The sequence below is a fragment of the Paenibacillus sp. FSL H7-0942 genome (genome assembly GCF_045040715.1).
Lineage (GTDB): Bacteria > Bacillota > Bacilli > Paenibacillales > Paenibacillaceae > Paenibacillus > Paenibacillus amylolyticus.
Window position 1 is genome coordinate 643,296 of the sequence record NZ_CP150279.1, and the last position, 17,730, is coordinate 661,025.

General features: G+C 49.3%; 14 protein-coding genes. 12 read left to right on the plus strand and 2 right to left on the minus strand.

Annotated features, from left to right (window positions below):
• Positions 1-3 precede the first annotated feature (3 nt).
• Entirely contained in the window at positions 4-1,833 is a 1,830-nt protein-coding gene (locus tag MHI48_RS02985) for a sensor histidine kinase (protein WP_036607344.1), read from the minus strand.
• A 143-nt stretch (positions 1,834-1,976) separates the two neighbouring features.
• Between MHI48_RS02985 and MHI48_RS02990 the strand changes: the two genes are divergently transcribed.
• The 12 genes from MHI48_RS02990 (at position 1,977) to MHI48_RS03045 (ending at position 17,155) form a co-directional block, all read left to right on the plus strand.
• On the plus strand, positions 1,977-2,858 hold the full coding sequence (locus MHI48_RS02990) for a carbohydrate ABC transporter permease (protein ID WP_036607341.1): 882 nt from the start codon (positions 1,977-1,979) through the stop codon (positions 2,856-2,858).
• Positions 2,858-3,694 carry a carbohydrate ABC transporter permease gene (locus MHI48_RS02995; protein ID WP_047840283.1) on the plus strand — a complete coding sequence of 279 codons (837 nt, stop codon included), beginning with the start codon at positions 2,858-2,860 and terminating at the stop codon, positions 3,692-3,694. The genes MHI48_RS02990 and MHI48_RS02995 overlap by 1 nt, the downstream gene beginning before the upstream one ends.
• Positions 3,695-4,320: 626 nt before the next feature.
• A complete protein-coding gene (locus MHI48_RS03000; protein WP_036672088.1) occupies positions 4,321-5,619 on the plus strand; it encodes an ABC transporter substrate-binding protein in 1,299 nt (432 codons plus the stop codon).
• Positions 5,620-6,052: 433 nt separating this feature from the next.
• Complete coding sequence (locus tag MHI48_RS03005; RefSeq protein WP_036607516.1) at positions 6,053-6,619, plus strand: TetR/AcrR family transcriptional regulator; 567 nt, start codon at positions 6,053-6,055, stop codon at positions 6,617-6,619.
• Between the two features lie 60 nt (positions 6,620-6,679).
• On the plus strand, positions 6,680-8,671 hold the full coding sequence (locus tag MHI48_RS03010; protein ID WP_083669871.1) for an alpha/beta fold hydrolase: 1,992 nt from the start codon (positions 6,680-6,682) through the stop codon (positions 8,669-8,671).
• A 93-nt stretch (positions 8,672-8,764) separates the two neighbouring features.
• Positions 8,765-9,712 carry an aminopeptidase gene (locus tag MHI48_RS03015; protein ID WP_076254680.1) on the plus strand — a complete coding sequence of 316 codons (948 nt, stop codon included), beginning with the start codon at positions 8,765-8,767 and terminating at the stop codon, positions 9,710-9,712.
• 386 nt (positions 9,713-10,098) lie between these two features.
• Positions 10,099-10,305 carry a hypothetical protein gene (locus tag MHI48_RS03020; protein WP_179087976.1) on the plus strand — a complete coding sequence of 69 codons (207 nt, stop codon included), beginning with the start codon at positions 10,099-10,101 and terminating at the stop codon, positions 10,303-10,305.
• A 122-nt stretch (positions 10,306-10,427) separates the two neighbouring features.
• The gene (locus MHI48_RS03025; RefSeq protein WP_169480758.1) at positions 10,428-10,847 is read left to right on the plus strand and encodes a chemotaxis protein CheW; all 420 of its coding nucleotides are present in this window, start codon (positions 10,428-10,430) and stop codon (positions 10,845-10,847) included.
• 227 nt (positions 10,848-11,074) lie between these two features.
• A complete protein-coding gene (locus MHI48_RS03030; RefSeq protein ID WP_076319479.1) occupies positions 11,075-14,278 on the plus strand; it encodes a DEAD/DEAH box helicase in 3,204 nt (1,067 codons plus the stop codon).
• Between the two features lie 46 nt (positions 14,279-14,324).
• Entirely contained in the window at positions 14,325-15,137 is an 813-nt protein-coding gene (locus MHI48_RS03035; protein ID WP_083677586.1) for a hypothetical protein, read from the plus strand.
• Positions 15,138-15,544: 407 nt separating this feature from the next.
• On the plus strand, positions 15,545-16,519 hold the full coding sequence (locus MHI48_RS03040) for a D-alanyl-D-alanine carboxypeptidase family protein (protein WP_036613223.1): 975 nt from the start codon (positions 15,545-15,547) through the stop codon (positions 16,517-16,519).
• Positions 16,520-16,753: 234 nt separating this feature from the next.
• On the plus strand, positions 16,754-17,155 hold the full coding sequence (locus MHI48_RS03045) for a RidA family protein (RefSeq protein ID WP_036613221.1): 402 nt from the start codon (positions 16,754-16,756) through the stop codon (positions 17,153-17,155).
• A gap of 340 nt (positions 17,156-17,495) precedes the next feature.
• On the opposite strand, the gene MHI48_RS03050 is transcribed toward MHI48_RS03045, so the two are convergent.
• Positions 17,496-17,711: a hypothetical protein gene (locus MHI48_RS03050; protein ID WP_405142976.1), complete on the minus strand. Its 216-nt coding sequence runs from the start codon at positions 17,709-17,711 to the stop codon at positions 17,496-17,498.
• Between the last annotated feature and the right edge of the window lie 19 nt (positions 17,712-17,730).

Sequence of the window (17,730 nt, forward strand, 5' to 3'; positions counted from 1 at the left end):
TGTTCACTCTCCCGCGTATAGTTTAACCCTGATCTTTACACCATTGGGTTCCCGATTGTTGATCTCAAGCCTGGCTGAGTGACCGGGATGTGAGTTCAATTGAAGTCGGCGTATTACATTTCGTAGACCGATGGATTCAGACTCGTCGGATTCTTGTGTAGATAACCCGGTTGTTGTATGACTTGGATGCAGCCATCCTCGGATCTCCAGTAATTTTTCTTCAGGTATGGATGGGCCGTTATTATTCAGTTCTATTTCAATCCAATGATCGTTGATCCGGCGGCTGGATAGGGATATGTGACCTTTGCCAGGCTGAATATCTGCTCCATGTTTAAAGTAGTTCTCAATTAAAGGTTGTAACGTCATTCTTGGCATTTCGACAGATAGCGTATCTTCGGCAAAATTCAAATCCACCTCAAGGCGGTCACCAAACCGCTCCTGCTGCAGTTCCAGATATAACCGGGCATGCTCCGCCTCTTCGCGTAAGGTCACGGAGGTCTGATCCCGCATGCTGTAGCGCAGCATTTTGGACAGGGAAGTGAGTAGTATATACGCCCGTTGTCCTTGCTGTTGAAGGGCAAGTGTACCGATCGATTGCAGTGTATTATAAAGAAAATGCGGATGAATCTGCGCTTGCAACGCTTTGAGCTGATTTGTTTTATTGGCGATTTCGAGTCGATATTCCCGCAAAATAAGATTATTTACCGTATCCATCATATCTCGGAAATGACGAGCGAGCACCCCGAATTCATCTCGGCTGGATAGATGGATATCCACGTGCAGACGCCCGGCTTGGATTTGGTTCATATATCGCATGAGTTGCTTGAGTGGACCGGTGATTCGGATGGAGATGAACAAGGTTGCAACAATGACCAATACAAGTGCCGCAATGGCAATCATCGCGTTGTTCCACGTGAGTGTGGTGGCTCTTGCATATAAGGTCTCATTCGGAATCTGTTTGACAATGGTCCAGTCGGCGTACGTGCTGCCAAGCTGCTGGTATACATACATGGAACGATCCTGTTCAAAATGTCCTGCGACATTCTGGGCTGTACCAGCGCCAGTTCGCGCGATATTCAGTTCACTGGCCGTTTCCTCTCGCAGTGCATCCGTATGATTGGCCTCGGAACGTCCCTGGTAAATGATCTGATTCTGACCATCCACAACATAGATCTGTTCCTTAGCCGGATCATACAACCTGCCGGTTATCGCTGCAATGGTATTCATATTCAGATCAATGGCGAGTACACCCAGACGCTCGGTGGACGGAATATCCTTGATCACCCGATGCAGGGTAATGACTGTTCTTGCAGGGTCATCGGGGGAGGCGGCCTTGAATCCGTACGTGTGACTCATGTGGGCCGATTCCACCCAAATATCAGGGCTGTCACCGCCTGTTTTTCCATGAAGCGAGCCGGAATAGGCCTGTTTTCGTTCCTCCCGCTTCGGAAAGGGATTTGTAATTAAGGTGGATTGATTAGCGGCAAAAGAGTGCAAATACAGCTGGAATACATCCGGCACAGCCGCGCGTATTGTCTGCAAAGTGGTGTACACCTCGGCAACCGCACGATAATCCCCAGGAATTTTTGCCAAGTTACGCAGAAAGTTCGGGTCGTTATACACAGCGAGCGACGCTCTGGCCACGTTATCCACATAGTTATTGAGATTGGTGGACGCTTGGTAGATCAGGCGTTTGTTCTCTTCCACGGCCTGTTCCCGTAGGGCCGTTTTGGTCTGGATAAACGTCATGCTGATCGACGCGAGCAGCGGAAGGGTGGTAGCAATGAGCATAAAGGCAATCAATTTGGTGCGTATACTGTAGAATTTGGACATCGGAACACCCCTTCTGGTTGCAGGTTAAGAGAGGACAATATTTTACCCCCAACTGTTCACAAGGGTCGGTGTTTCCCTCGGCGATAATGGGGTTTAATAGAAAAAGAGACCAATTTCATCCATCTATAGAAGGGGAGAACGATATGAAGCATCGCAAATCTTCACAGCTGTTACAGCAGCTAGTGTTCGTGGGTCCCTCCATCGTGTTTTTTATTCTCATCATCGTGGTCCCTTTCCTGCTTGGCATGGTGTATTCCTTTACGGATTGGAACGGGGTATCCGAGAACATTAATTGGGTAGGGTTTGATAACTTCGTGCATGTTTTTGCGAATGATCCCAAGTTCCAAACGGCGTTTTGGTTTACGGTGCGCTTCACCGTGGTTGGTGTGGTACTGACCAATGTGATTGGTTTTTTCCTGGCGTATTTCCTGACCAAACCGCTCAAGACGAGAAACATTCTGCGTACGATCTTTTTTATGCCTAACGTGATCGGTGGGTTGTTGCTCGGCTTTATCTGGCAGTTCATATTTGTGAAAGGGTTTTCAGCAGTAGGCGATGTAACCGGCTGGTCCTTCTTCAACCTTCCTTGGCTGGGAGACGAACCAACCGCCTTCTGGGGAATCGTGATTGTGTTTGTATGGCAGACCGCAGGATATCTGATGGTTATCTACATCTCATCTCTGACAAATGTATCCCCTGATCTGCTGGAAGCCGCCGAGATTGATGGCGCAAGTCGCTGGCAGGTACTGCGGAGCATCATTCTTCCGCTCATTATGCCAGGTGTAACGATCTGTCTGTTCCTGGCGATCTCCTGGTCGTTCAAAATGTTCGATCTCAATCTGTCACTGACCAAAGGTGGACCGTTCGGATCGACAGAGTCGGTTGCACTTAATATTTACAATGAAGCCTTTGTGAATAACAGATATGGCATCGGAACCGCCAAAGCGCTCGTGTTCTTCGTAATCGTTGCCATCATCACCATGATTCAGGTACGTCTGACGAAGAGCAAGGAGGTAGAAGCCTAATGGAGACGACGAAAAATTACCGCTTCAGTACCATTGTAACCGAGATTGTCATGGTACTCCTTGGACTTTTATTCCTGGTTCCGTTTTACTTCCTGTTCGTGAATTCGGTCAAAACCTTCGGTGATCTACTCACCAATTCGGCTGCATGGCCGGAAGTATTTCAGTGGGGCAATTATGCTAACGCTTGGGAGAAAATTAACTTCCCGTCCGCGCTGATGAACTCGCTTATCGTTACTGTGGTCAGCAATCTGTTGCTTGTGCTGATCAGTTCCATGGCCGCGTACCGAATGGTCCGCAGCGATACCCGGTTCAACCGTATTTTGTTCGGCATGTTCATTGCCGCGATGGTGATTCCGTTCCAGTCTATCATGATTCCACTTGTTACTGTAACCAGTAATCTGGGATTGATCGACAGCCTTGGCGGCCTCATTATCTGTTATCTCGGTTTCGGGGCACCGATGTCTGTCTTCCTGTTCCACGGATTCGTAAAATCCGTCCCACTGGAGATTGAGGAAGCGGCTAGGGTAGATGGAAGCTCTGCCTACGGGGTGTTCTTCCGGATCGTATTTCCACTCATGAAACCGATGTATGTAACCGTCATCATTCTGAACACACTCTGGATCTGGAATGATTATCTACTACCATCCCTGATCCTGCAAAGCTCCAACCTGCGTACAATCCCGATTGCGACCTTTGCACTCTTCGGTCAGTACACGAAGCAATGGGATCTGGCCTTGCCAGCACTTGTGCTCGGCATCATGCCGATCATTATCTTCTTCCTGCTGATGCAGAAGTACATCATTCAGGGGATTACGGCTGGATCAGTTAAAGGGTGAGGGTGCGAGTGCAGGGTCGCTGTGGCGGAGTGCGAGTACAGGTCGCTGGCGGGATCAAGTTGCGCTTTCGGTCGCTGTTGCTCCTCGGTGGCCTGAATGTATTAGGGCAAGGAAGCCACCGAGTATCAAAGGCGAACGCTCCGCTCCTACATCGCATCCTGATCCCTTTGCTCCCACCTCGCATGGAGGTGTGCAAAGGGAGTCATGCCCGCATAGCTTGGGCATGACTCCTGGGGAAAGAGCAATAAAGAGAAAAGACCAAGGAAGAAGCTTATATGGCCAGGAACTTCTTCTACAGAGTGATGGTATGCTCCTTTTTCAAAGCGCTAACGAATCCACCGCATCTTAATAGGTGGATAATCAAGGAATACAAATTGTAACGAACCTCAGTAACGTTATTCTGGTGTAAAACGGCGTCAGAGGCTTAAAATTCGACCAAATCGACGAAATAACGTCGCTGTGATTCGTTATAATGGGAACCTGTGCAAATAGGTGCGAATAGCTTGCGCTCGGTTCGTTAGAATGAAAACACACTTCAAGGGAAGGTTATTCTGTCATCGGAGTGCCAGTGTAAATATTCATTAGTGGAACGGTTATACTGAAACTACTATAGGGAGAGTGTATGTATGAAAAGAATGACAAAGTTGACGTTGCTTATGCTGATTGCTTTTTCGGTAATGCTCGCGGGTTGTGGCAATGGGGACAAGAGTGGCAGTCCGGTCAACACGGATACTCAAGGTGGTGGCGAGGCTGCTGCTGGAGATAAAACCATTAAAATCTTCCAATTCAAAGTCGAAATCGCGGAAGCGCTCAACCGTCTCAAAGCGGAATATGAATCCTCCCATCCAGGCGTCAAACTGGACATTCAGACTGTAGGTGGCGGCAGTGACTACGGTGCTGCATTAAAAGCCAAGTTTGCCGCTGGAGAACAACCGGACATTTTCAACGTAGGTGGTTATCGTGAATTGGATACATGGCTTGAATATCTGGAAGATCTGTCTGGAGAATCATGGGCCAAGGATGCACTCGAAGTAGCCAAAGAGCCAATGACCAAAGACGGCAAACTCTACGGACAGCCGCTCGCGCTGGAGGGTTATGGTTTCATTTATAACAAAGACCTCTTCCAAAAAGCAGGTATTACCGAAATTCCAACGACACTGGAACAATTGGATCAAGCGGCACAGAAACTTCAAGCCGCAGGCATTACCCCATTCTCTAACGGGTATCAGGAGTGGTGGGTGCTGGGCAATCATAACGTAAACGTCGCATTTGCCAATCAGGCAGATCCGGTGAAATTCATTCAAGGCCTCAACGAAAGTACGGAGAAGATTCCTGGCAACCAAGTGTTCGCCGACTGGATCAACTTGCTCGACTTAACGCTGAAATACAGCAACAAAAACCCGCTGACAACCGACTACAATACGCAAGTTACGTTGTTTGCGAGTGGAGAAGCGGCGATGATGCAACAAGGAAACTGGACTCAAGTACAGATCGATGGAATCGATCCAGATCTGAATCTGGGTATCCTCCCAATGCCAATTAACAATGAACCCAATGACAAATTGTTTGTCGGCGTGCCGAACTATTGGGTTGTGAACAAGAATTCCCAAGTGAAACCGGAAGCAAAAGAGTTTTTGGAATGGCTCGTAACTTCGGATATCGGGAAACAATACATGACAAAAGAATTCAAATTCATTCCGGCGTTCAGTTCCATCACGGCATCCGAAGAGGATCTGGGTGACCTCGCCACAGAGATCATGAAGTATAGCCAGGAAAATAAAACACTCAGCTGGAACTTCAACCGTTTCCCTGAAGGGGTTCCACAAGAGTATGGTAGCACGATTCAGGCTTACGTTGCAGGCAAATCGGATAAAGCCGGATTGCTCGACGCATTGCAACAGAACTGGGATAGTCTGAAAAAATAATCCGGATCATGGACGGTATCCACAGGTTACCGAAAACTGTTCAGAAATCTTCGGATAGAAAAGTTAGTCTATCGGATATATGAGTTAATTGAAACGGGCCAACCAGAAATTTTATTCTGGTTGGCCTATTTTTGTTTTACCGAGGAGCCAATGACGCTCTCTGAAAAGTTCAAAGTCGGTTATATCCCTGAAATGTGGATAACCCGAGAGTGATTTAACGATCTAATGACTTATTTAACACAGAGTTAATACTATATGTGGATATCCTGTGTGTATTACACTCTAAATGTGGACAAGTATGGAGTAGTTGGAGTGGGAGGTCCTCTTTTGTTAACAGGAATACTTGTTTTCAACTGATTAGTACTGTATAGTACTAAATATGACAAATTCAAAAATGAATACGGGACCCGCCAAATCCAAAAGTTCCAATCCGGTGAACCGGACCAAGGCAGTTGAAGTGGCGGCACAATTATTTCTGCGTCAGGGGTACAGCTACGTTAGCATGGATGAAGTCGTGCGAGTGAGTGGGGTATCCAAGTCAAATATTTATTATCATTTTAAAAACAAGGAGGAACTGCTCCAGGCCGTGGTTCAATACTGGATTGCCCAGTATGAGTCGGAGCTGTATCTGCTGCTCAGTCAGCGTGAGCGAGGAGTAGAGGAGCGTATATACTCATTCATGGCATTACTGTCGGCAGGCATTGAGGGCCGAAATTACGAAGGGAGCTGTCCTTTTGTTACGTTATATATGCAGACACCGGACAGTGCACCCCAAGTGAAGGAAAGCATATCCAGATTCTTTCGTGAGCTTAGACCGATGGTGGAGAAGTTGTTTCAGCAAGGTTTGGATCGTGGTGAATTTCGCAAAGAGATCGAGCCGGGACCGGCTGCGTTGTTGTTTATTGCAGCACTGGAAGGTTCGCTAATCCTAGCGGGAACTGCCCGTGATGTTGGGATTATAGAACAATCGGCACGTACGTTTTGTCAGATGCTTCGTTAATCGAAGCTCTTTTTTTGAATATAACTAGTACTATAAAGTACTAAAAGGGGCCGTAACACAATGATTGTACATACTAACCGTGTATCCAATGAAGAAAACACAGCAGCACATTCAACAAACATGAATCAGGTAATAAGTAAGTCTGATATGGCAAGTACGACCATTTTTATGACAGGAAGCACAGGTTTTATCGGCAAAGAAACGGTCAAACAACTCACGCAGGGAGACGCACAATTGCTCTTGCTGGTTCGTTCGGAACAGCGAGCCAGAACTGTGCTGAAGGCTTATGGAGTGAAGGATTTCAAGCGGATTACCTTTATTACAGGTGATTTATCCATGTCGGGTCTTGGCCTTACCGCAGTAGATCGGGAGCGTGCTCTTGAAGCAAATGTGATCATTCACGCGGGTGGAACGATGGACGTCACTTTGGAACGAAAAGTAGCCGAGCAGATATTCATGAACGGGGCCAGAGAAGTGGCACAGCTAGCACAGGAAATCCACTCTACTCATGGATTGAGACACTTTATCCACGTTGTTGGTTATATGAGTCCTTATGGAGAGCGGAATGAACAGGGGAATTATCTACAGGTTGAGCATGTGGATAACAATGAAAGTGCATATGAAGAGATGAAGTTCCATGCCGATCTGCACATTCGCGAGCATGCTGAACAGCATCACTATCCCTTATCCGTTGTAAATCCGAGTACAGTGGTTGGGCCACGTCCCACAGGTGAAACCGAGCAAACGGGTGGGATTGGGCTGCTCATTCAGGCGATTCAGAAAGGACTTATGCCGGTAGTGCCGGGAGGTTCATCCTATTGGTTACCGCTTGTGGAGAATGACCTTGTTGCACAGACGCTTGTTTTTCTATCCAGTGAAGCCGCTCCAGTCGGAGGAACTTATCCACTGTTGGCGCGGAGGGAAGACAATCCCAATATGAAGGAACTGCTGCAACTCTTGGCGCAGCAATTGGACGTACCCAAGCCGAAAGGGGCTGTGCCACTACCATGGATTCAATGGATCATGAAATCAGGTGGTTCACGCATCAGTGGTGTTCCAACGGAGTCGGTTGCTTTTATTACCAACAGGTCATTCCCGGTTGAAGAGACGGAGGCTCTGTTCACACGTATGGGGCAATCCTGGCCGGACATCCGGGAACAGCTTCCGCTGGTTACAGCCGATCTAGACTATCGTCTTCGGTATACGCCGTTACCTGAGGGTTTTCCGACAGATTATAATCGGTCTCGAAGTGGAAATATGGCTATGCTTGGTTGGGAGGGTGAGGGAGAGCCTTGGATTATTGTACATGGTTTGCTTCAATCTGCGGATGAGATGTTACCTTTAGGAAAACAGCTTAGGGACCGGACCGGGAACCCGGTATGGTTAATCGATCTCGCTGGATTCGGACGGTCTCCGGTGCATCAGGGGGATGAAGCGTTTGAAGGTCAGGTGGATGCACTGCTTACGGCTCTTGGCGAGTTTGAAGGTCCGGTGAAGCTGGTTGGTCATTCGATCGGGGCTGCTATTGCAGCTGCGGCACAGATGCGTAGCGGGCGGACAGACATTCGACTGGGGTTGCTTCAGCCAGTAGCTAACAATTCGAATCCGAATGTGCTGAGATGGATTTCTCGTTTGCCAAGAGGGGTGATGCGCTCCCTGCTGCGTGGCAGATCGGAGAAAAGTTGGAATCAAATGTTCAGTTCACATAGCGGCGTAGGCGACAGCAGTGTTATGGCCGATACCATGGGCAAGAGAATACGCTCCAGTCTCCAGTCCCCTCGCATTGCAGGAGCACATGCAGACTTATTGCGCTGGATCCACTCGGGTCAGAGGAAAGGCGCCAGATCAACGTTGTGGGCGAAAATGGAAAGTCAGCATTATGCCAAGAATGTATTAGTTGTATGGGCCAATCAAGATCAGGAATATCACTATCCCCAGGATATGAACTCACAGGTCAAACGGATAGATGTACCCTATGGACATTACTTTCCGACGTTTCAGTATAAGGAAACAGCTGCAATTCTCGCCGAATGGGCCGATACCTTAAGGTGAGTTCAGGTTTGGACATGCAGGAATCCCGTGCCAATTGTCGAAAGGGTCAAGTCGACTTTTGAGAGCTGAACCAAAGACAGGAGAGATGAATGTATGAGCAAGCAACGTGTGGAAATCAGTAAAAATGTGCTAACCGAATGTCTCGGACTGCGTAGCGGAGAGAATCTGGTAGTTATCGCAGACGATATGAAACGGGATCTGGCTGAATCCATCTATGAGGCAGGCAAAGCACTTGGTGCAGAGTCGGTCCTGTTAATCATGAAGGAACGCAGCAGATCTGGAGAAGAGCCACCTGCGCCGATTGCAGAGGCCATGATTCGAGCAGATGTAGCCGTGTGTGTAACAAAATATTCAGTAACACATACCCAAGCACGCAAAAAAGCCGCTGCTTCAGGGACCCGAGTGGCAACCATGCCTGGCATGACAGAGGATATGTTTATGAACGGAGCCATTACAGCTGAATATTCGCAAGTAAAGGCGTTGACCGAGAAGGTAACGGCTCTATTAACCGCAGGTCGCCATGTGCGAATAGAGAAGCAGGGCCATAGTCTTTCCTTTTCCATTGAAGATCGTAACGGTGTACCAAGCACAGGTATGTATTTGAACCCTGGTGAATCGGGCAACTTGCCGTCAGGAGAAGCTTATATTGCTCCCGTTGAGGGCAAGGGCGAGGGCAGTATTGTTGTAGATGGTTCCGTTGCTGGAATTGGGGCACTCCGTGAACCGATGCTATTGACCGTTAGTGAAGGACGGTTGGTGTCAGCTGAAGGACCTGATGGGGCTCAATTACTGGAAACGCTGGGTGAGGGGGATGGTCGTTTTCTCGGCGAATTCGGGATCGGTACCAATAACAAGGCACGAATCACGGGTGTGGTGCTGGAAGATGAGAAGGTGTACGGCACAATTCATGTGGCCTTTGGCAGCAATAATACATTTGGTGGAACGATTGCCGCAGGTGTTCATATTGATGCAGTTGTACAAAAGCCGGACGTGTACATCGATGACAGGCTGATCATGCGTCAGGGTGAATTGGTCGAATAACTACAGCGAAGGAAATTGGGCATGTCCACAACGTGTCCACAGTAATGGATAACTGAAGCGGAAATTCGGATTTTACGTCAGATTTACAAACAAATACACAACATGTCCACATTAAATTAATGAATATCCACATGAAACGCCAAAGATATCCACAGCATGTGTGCAATATGTGCACAACTTATCCACAAATCAGGTATAACTCGTGTTTTCATGCGATAAAACAGTCGTTTTGGAGTAATTAAACAAGTTATCCACAGGAATAACGCTTTTTTGTTCCAAGTATTTGAAAACATAGAAACAGATCCATAATATATGGGGATAAAAAAGACCAAAAATCGGCATAAAGCTGATCTTTGGTCTTTTTTTGAATATAATTTTTTAATCCGATGTCAGGTTACTTACGCTCAATATTAAAACGACTGATTTCCACCACCCTCCACAGCAGGGCAAATGAGCAGAGCGGAGACAGCAACCGTAATGCAACGTCTGTTGAAGTTGGCAAAATTGATCTGAAGCCTAAACATTTGATCAAAAATAACCGATACACCAAAGTAACATCTAGTGGGACGAAAGTACCTGTGGTGACTTGGTGAATGCGAACCACAAGCAGGTCACTTAGCCAAATAAAGTGCTCTTCATGTGGTTTTGTTTTTATATTTTATAATGATCTGATTATACGGAATGAGAGGATATGGGGATAACTATGGACGAGGGAATGCAATATATTAATTTTTCGGTAGGAGACCAGATCTTTGCACTACGAATTGATGAAGTTCATGAGATCATCAGAATGGTACAGGTAACAACAGTTCCATTTGGAAGCCCGGAGATCCGAGGTTTTGCTTCGCTGTACGGTAAGGTCGTTTCGGTGGTGAGTCTTCGTGTATTGTTAGGCATGCCAGACCAGGAGGATACCACTTCTACACGTATTATTGTGGTGCCTTACAAAGGTGGATTTGTACCGCTTATCGTAGATATGGTCGATTCTGTCGTAAGTTATGATCGTTTCGAGGAACCAGCTGAGGAACACCGCCGTTTCATGCTTGGCGTTTTTGACAAGATCGGGTTCTGTGAAGATCATCGTGCAGGTATTTTGAACCTGGATGTATTGCTGGGCAGCTTGATCAGATCATAGGAGTATAACGATCCGTAATTCTTTCAATATTCAGTATTATCCTTCGGTTTACCCAAATGTTCCTCATCCGCTTTTAGGGTGAAGGGACATTTTTTTGTGCCTCTAGGGCGTTTTGAGACACCCCCTAACCATCAGAATAACCACTTTTTGTGGGCAAAGGTTTTTAAATCCGGTCATTTTCGTATATGATGGAGAGTAACAATGCGAAGGGATGACGGGAGACTTTAATGATGCAATCGCTGTATGGAGTATGGCTTGGTGACGTATTTTTTTGTTTTTCCGGTGAAACATCGGAACCACGTGTGGATGCATGGAGCCACGTGGTAAGAAGGTTGAATTTTGGCGACGGGGGTCGTCTGTTTCAGCCTGCCGCTCTGCGTCTTGCGGAGCTGCGCTGGCCGAATCCGCTGAGGAACACGGCTGAAGCGAAGAACACGAAGCGGCGTCAACTGCTGGGACGCACATTGGAAGGATTGGCAGTCTCGCCTAAGGATGCCTTCAGGTTGCTGCTGCAATGGGATGACCGTTTGTTAAATGCAGCCGGAATTCAGGTTGGAGAAGAGATGCGTTACTGGATCAAAGCAGCGCAGTTCACACAGGAGCTGCTGTTGCGGGGAGCAATTGCTCCATCGGCTGAATTCGCAGCAAAGACCGGAGCACGGCGACGGACCGGGCAAGAGACATTAACAGGTGTATGGCGGCCACGCTTGCAGCAGGAGGAGGACATCGAACGCTTCCGCGATCTTGCTGAAGCGATGCCTCCGATTGGATTGGCTGCTCCTGGAGCTTATGCTTCATTGGAACCGGAAACGCGTGAAGAAGCAGGGGCTGCGGTATTATTTTCATTCATGAGTGGCATGATTCATGCTGTAGTGACAAGTGAACTGGAGGGCATGGACAGTGAACTGTCCCGTTACCGCACCCCATATCGACGCGGATCTTCGCCAGTAGCCGAACTCTGGTGGAACAGTCTGATCTCGATGTTCCGTCCTGTGACGGTGCAAGGGCCGACGGACGATATGACAGCGTTTATTCATACGTTGCAAGAAGTTGGTGGAACGTCAATGCCAATCGTGGGAGCAGAAGAGATGGCACCTGCTGAAGGCCAATTGAAGCTGGTGCTCCGCTTGGAGCCACCGCTGGGCGAACATGAAACGATCTGGGGGATCAGCTTTTGGGCGGACAGTGAGCAGGAACCAAGCTTGAGGTTGCCTGCACGGACGATCTGGGCACATCCAGAGCGAGATCTGGACCGGGGGAAGGTGTTATATACCTCGGCGGCAGAGCAATTATTGATGGCACTCGGGCAAGCAGCAGAAATGGCACCTGAACTGGAGACGGCGCTGCTTACCGCTCGTCCGGAGGAAATTAAGCTGGAGCAGCAGGGTTTCTTTGAGTTTCTCACGCATGCGGTTCCACGTTTGCAGAAGGCCGGGATAACCGTTCTCATGCCTTCAAGGTGGAGTCGAGCCGGGAAACGTCGTGCGGGACTGCGTCTGCAGATGTTGAATCGGGGAACAGAGCGGTTGCCTGGAGCCACATCGGCACTGGGCATGGAACAATTGGTTGCTTTCAAAGCGGAGCCTATGCTGGATGGTAAACCGGTCACGGCGGAGGAACTGGCAGCATTGGCTGAATCCACAGTTCCGTATGTTATGTTCCGTGGTGAATGGATTGAAGTGGATACAAAAGAGATTCGCCAAGTCCTGCGTTATATGAAAAAAGAAGAAGAACAATATATGCCTCTCTCCGAATGGCTGCATCTGGCAGCGGATGAAGGGGAGGATTCCGCATGGAAGGGCCTCTCCGTCTTTGGTGCCGAATCTGATGGGATGCTTGCTTTCCTGCTCGATGGACAGGTGCTTCGCAGCATTGAGCCTCGGCAGGTTCCGGCAGAATTGCATGGTGAACTCAGACCTTATCAGGAACGAGGTTACCAATGGTTATCCGCGATGCGTGAGCTGGGCTTTGGCGTATGTCTCGCGGACGATATGGGACTTGGGAAGACGATTCAGGTAATTACCTGTCTGCTGGACCGCAAACACGAGGAACGCCAGGCAGCCGAAGAGGAAGCCCGTGAGAATGAGCTGTTGAATGGATCAGATCATTCTTTCCCGGCGGATCAGCACACGCATGAGCAGCCTGTTCATCTGCCTGCACTTATTGTGTGTCCTACCTCGCTGCTTGGAAACTGGCAGCGTGAGCTGAAGCGGTTTGCCCCGGATCTGTCGCTATATATTCATCATGGCGGACAACGGCTGCACGGGAACGAATTCCAGGCAGAAGCGCAGACGCATGACATTGTACTGACGACCTATCATCTGGCAGGCAGAGATGGACCGGATCTGGCTTCGTTGCACTGGTCCACCATTGTGCTGGATGAGGCACAATATATTAAGAACTACCGTACCAAGCAAGCGCAAAGTGTGATGCGTCTGTCTACACTTCATCGTATTGCGATGACAGGAACGCCTGTAGAGAACCGATTGAGCGAACTCTGGTCGATTTTTCAGTTCCTCAATCCGGGGTATCTGGGCACCGCTTCATCGTTCCGTCAGCGTTATACGGGACTGGGACCATCTGAAGAAAATGCAGCATCATTGCGTGAGCTTCATCGTTTGGTATCTCCATTCATGCTGCGCAGGCTGAAAAGTGATCCGGATATTCGCAAGGATCTGCCAGAGAAGCTTGAACTGAAATCGTATTGTTCTCTAACCCCGGAGCAGACGGTGTTGTATCAACGTGTGGTGGACGATCTGATGGGTGGTCTGGATGGCAGAAATGGCATCGCCCGTAAGGGAATTGTTCTGTCCTCTCTGACCAAGCTCAAGCAGATCTGTGACCATCCGGTGCTGGCGGACAGCACTCGGAAAGACCATGGCAAGGCTGAGGCATCCGGTAAGATGGAGCGTTTGCTTGAACTGCTGGACGCCATCCGTGATAACGGGGAATCTGCCCTGATCTTCACGCAGTATGTTGCCATGGGAGATCTGTTAGTGTCGAGGTTGAAACAGCGATACGAGGAAGAACCTTATTTCCTGCATGGCGGTGTATCGAAGTCGCAAAGAGACGATATGGTGGAGACTTTCCAAAAAGGAGAGGGACCATCCATGTTTGTTCTATCTCTTCGTGCTGGAGGTGTAGGTCTGAATCTGACACGCGCGAGTCACGTGGTTCACTATGATCGGTGGTGGAATCCCGCGGTCGAGAACCAGGCGACGGACCGTGTATTCCGAATTGGGCAGAATCGCAACGTGCAGGTGCACAAGCTGATCTGTCAGGGAACACTGGAGGAACGGATTGATGAACTGATTGAGAGCAAGAAGGCACTCTCCGAGCAGGTCGTTGGTTCGGGTGAGAATTGGCTTACCGAGATGTCGGATGATGAGCTGCGTGGCCTGATTTCTCTTCAGGGTGAGACGTGGCTGTGACCTTGAACACTCAGAGGAATATAGATGATGAGAAAGGGGGATTATTGTGAGCGAAAAATGGAAGATCGAGCTGCATATGTCCCCCGGTGGATGGACAGCAGAAGTAAATACAGCAGCGGAAGCCGACCAGGAAGTTTCCGTTTCCGCTTCCGCTGTTGAGGGCAAGACCGGATCGGCCGCAGGCATGTTCACGGTCACGGGAACGCCCGCCCGACTGAGCGAAGCCCAGCGCGAGGCTGTGCTGGCTCAGCTGCGCAAGCGCCCGCTGACGCTGTACGCCCTGCTGCGCGGCGGCCCGGCGTCCGAGGAGCTCGCCGGGCTGCTGCCGGCTGCGCAAGCGCCCGAGGGCTCGCCAGGCGCAGCAACGGCCAGTGCGGCCGTGGCATGCACCTGCGGCCGCCCGGGCTGCGCGCATGCCGCGGCCGCTGAGCGCGCCGTAGCCGCGCGCCTCGCGGCCGAGCCGCTGCTGCAGCTGGCGCACGCCGGCCTGCCGCGCGAAGCGCTGCTCGCCGGCGTGCTGGGGGCATGGGCGGAGGAACTCGCCCATGATTCCAGCGGCCCCGGCCGCGCAGCGGAAACGGCTGGCCGCCCGCAAGTGCGCGGCGGCGAAGGCGGCGCTGCCGTCGGCGAGTGGATCGCCGAGGCTGCCGCGGACGGCGCCATGCACCAGCCGGGGCCGGGCTTTGGCGCCGTTGAGGTGCGCCTCGCGCAGCCGCGCAAGCCGCCGGCCTTGCCGGAGCTGACGGCGCTGCTGCCGGGCGTGCCGGCCACCGCAGGGTTGGATTTGATCCGCGAGCGTGTAGCCGCGCGGATGTGGCAGGCTGTCCAGAAGAAGACGGACAGCCCAGCAACCAAATGATGCACCCATCAGAGCGGGGGAGATCTCAGATCACCCCTGCTTGTTTTTATGGCAGCATGTTGCATTATTTGATTTAATTCATTTCCCGGTACAAGATGAATTTTGTCTTTATCCAACAATGCTAATGCTCATTAATAAAGTGCATCTCGGTATAATCAATTTTTTGCATATTGGATATATGAAGGTATATTCCCATTTCAATTCTATTGTGTACAGCACGGGGATGTTGCTCTAAAAGTCCAAAAAACGATCATACAGGCTGTACAGCCCGTATATGTTCATTCGGATCTCTTCTAAAGGAGGTCTTTACCGGTGGAGCTTCGCTCCCAATTAAGGTATACTGTCGCAGGGAACATTGCACGCTGAGAACTATATAACATTTATATTATTGCGATAGGAGTTTTTACATGAAATCAACTACAGGAAGACAGCGCCGCATGGTGGTTATGCTGTCCTCATTGATGATATGCGGAGCATTGCTTGCCGCGTGCCAGAACGGTTCAGGCACAGAGGAGAGCCAGAATCCGAATGGAACAGGTAACACACAACAGGAGACGGACGGCACAACGGTTCATTTTACGGAGGATAAGGGAACGGATGGCGACAATGCTGGCGGGGATGACACATCATCTTCTGGCAACAATGATGAAGATACAGGCAGTGAGTCAGATAATGCTTCAGCGGGCGGAGAGCAGGGCTCTTCGGACAATGGGAATGGCGCGACAGCGGAAGATCCATTGCTGGAGAAACGCAGTATCAGCGCACTGCAAACGACGATTGATGCACAATCCGTGGTGACCAATGCCGAGTCTATGACCGTCATTGTGAACAAACAACGGAGTCTGCCTGACGGGTACGAGCCGGACGATCTGGTAGAGCCGAATGTACCGTTCTCCTTCGACGAACCACACGAGAAGCGGCATATGCGCAAGGAAGCTGCGGAGGCACTGGAGAAGTTGTTTGCAGGTGCAAAAGCGGATGGCATTGAGCTTCGTGCGGTATCCGGTTATCGTTCATATCAGCGTCAGGTATCCATCTATAACAATAATGTCAAAACCAAAGGTCAAGAATACACAGATCGTGTGAGTTCTGTGCCAGGCCGAAGCGAACATCAGACGGGTCTTGCCATCGATGTATCGAGTCCGAGTGTGGGCAATGTGCTGGAAGAGGTATTTGGCACATCGAAGGAAGGCCAGTGGTTGGCTGAACATGCTGCAGAATACGGATATGTCATCCGTTATCTGCAAGGTGAAGAAGATACCACAGGTTACGTCTATGAGCCTTGGCATATCCGGTACATCGGTACAGATTTGGCACCGGATGTGGCGAAGAGTGGGTTAACTCTAGAAGAATACTTCGATGAGGCTAATATCAAGTTGTAATTTGGATGTTTCATCCTTAAAGAAAAAGACAAGATACTATTTCTCATAAATTCCCGAATGAACCGTCCTTGATCTAACCAATGGGCAGTCATTCAGGGGATTTTTTTCTGTGCAAAAATGTTAATGGAGTTAAGATAGAATTAAACTTGATTCCATTGTCTGAGATGATGGGGGACTGATATAATTCATGTTTAATCTGAAGAGACAAATACAACCAAAGCGAGGGACGAGAGAATGAGCAGACAGCAGGTATTTACGGGCTCCCCATGGGAACCGTTGGTGGGATATTGCCGTGCCATCCGGGTAGGGAACCGAATTGAAGTGGCGGGTACAACCGCGATGCAAGATGGTGTAGTTGTTGGAGCGGGTGATCCGTATGCACAGACAAGGTTCGTTTTGCAGACGATCGAGAATGCACTGAAAGAACTGGGGGCTGACATGTCGCATGTGGTGAGAACCCGGATGTTTGTGACCGATATCTCCAGATGGGAGGAAGTTGGCAAGGCACACGGTGAATTTTTTGGAAAGATCCAGCCTGTAGCCACCATGGTTGAAGTTAGCGCACTCATTGATCCCTTGTTGATGGTTGAGATTGAAGTGGAAGCGATTGTTGAAGATGAAGTCCAAGCCGATTGATTCTGACGGTTATCCGGATGATTTCTAAGGAACCCAGGACGTCTTATTTGGCGATAAGGTCCTCTTTCTAAAATGTAAGGAACATCAGACACGTTATTTCCCAAATTCCTCTGATAAAATGCTATAAACAGCTATTTATTCAAACATAGCGTGCCTGAGATTCCTTAGATTTAGGCGGGTGCTTCAAGTCCTTGAATAAGACGCCTCAGATTCGTTAGCGTTAACTCCGCTTGCTCTTACATTCAGTATGCAACGTATTTCGTATGCAGCGAACATCGCACGTGTCTGCTCCGGACAAGTTTCAGATACCCTTCAGTTTGAAGCAGTTTGTAGACACACTCTAAAAAACCAAACCAGAACCAGAACCAGAACCAGAACTAGAACCAGAACCAGAACCAAAACCAAAAACCAAAACTAAAAACCAAAAACCAAAAACCAAAACCAAAACCAAAACCAAAAAAATAACCTTATCCATGCCTGTCAAAAGACAAGCGGATAAGGTTATTTTGAATTGACTTCGCCGCCTGGCCGCACGGCTGAGTTCTTGATGCGCCAAACTCATTACACCGCGCGTC

Coding starts and splice junctions, on each gene's coding strand:
- MHI48_RS02985 (WP_036607344.1), bottom strand. CDS start 1,833: ATGTCCAAATTCTACAGTATACGCACCAAATTGATTGCCTTTATGCTC.
- MHI48_RS02990 (WP_036607341.1), top strand. CDS start 1,977: ATGAAGCATCGCAAATCTTCACAGCTGTTACAGCAGCTAGTGTTCGTG.
- MHI48_RS02995 (WP_047840283.1), top strand. CDS start 2,858: ATGGAGACGACGAAAAATTACCGCTTCAGTACCATTGTAACCGAGATT.
- MHI48_RS03000 (WP_036672088.1), top strand. CDS start 4,321: ATGAAAAGAATGACAAAGTTGACGTTGCTTATGCTGATTGCTTTTTCG.
- MHI48_RS03010 (WP_083669871.1), top strand. CDS start 6,680: ATGATTGTACATACTAACCGTGTATCCAATGAAGAAAACACAGCAGCA.
- MHI48_RS03015 (WP_076254680.1), top strand. CDS start 8,765: ATGAGCAAGCAACGTGTGGAAATCAGTAAAAATGTGCTAACCGAATGT.
- MHI48_RS03020 (WP_179087976.1), top strand. CDS start 10,099: ATGTCAGGTTACTTACGCTCAATATTAAAACGACTGATTTCCACCACC.
- MHI48_RS03025 (WP_169480758.1), top strand. CDS start 10,428: ATGCAATATATTAATTTTTCGGTAGGAGACCAGATCTTTGCACTACGA.
- MHI48_RS03030 (WP_076319479.1), top strand. CDS start 11,075: ATGATGCAATCGCTGTATGGAGTATGGCTTGGTGACGTATTTTTTTGT.
- MHI48_RS03040 (WP_036613223.1), top strand. CDS start 15,545: ATGAAATCAACTACAGGAAGACAGCGCCGCATGGTGGTTATGCTGTCC.
- MHI48_RS03045 (WP_036613221.1), top strand. CDS start 16,754: ATGAGCAGACAGCAGGTATTTACGGGCTCCCCATGGGAACCGTTGGTG.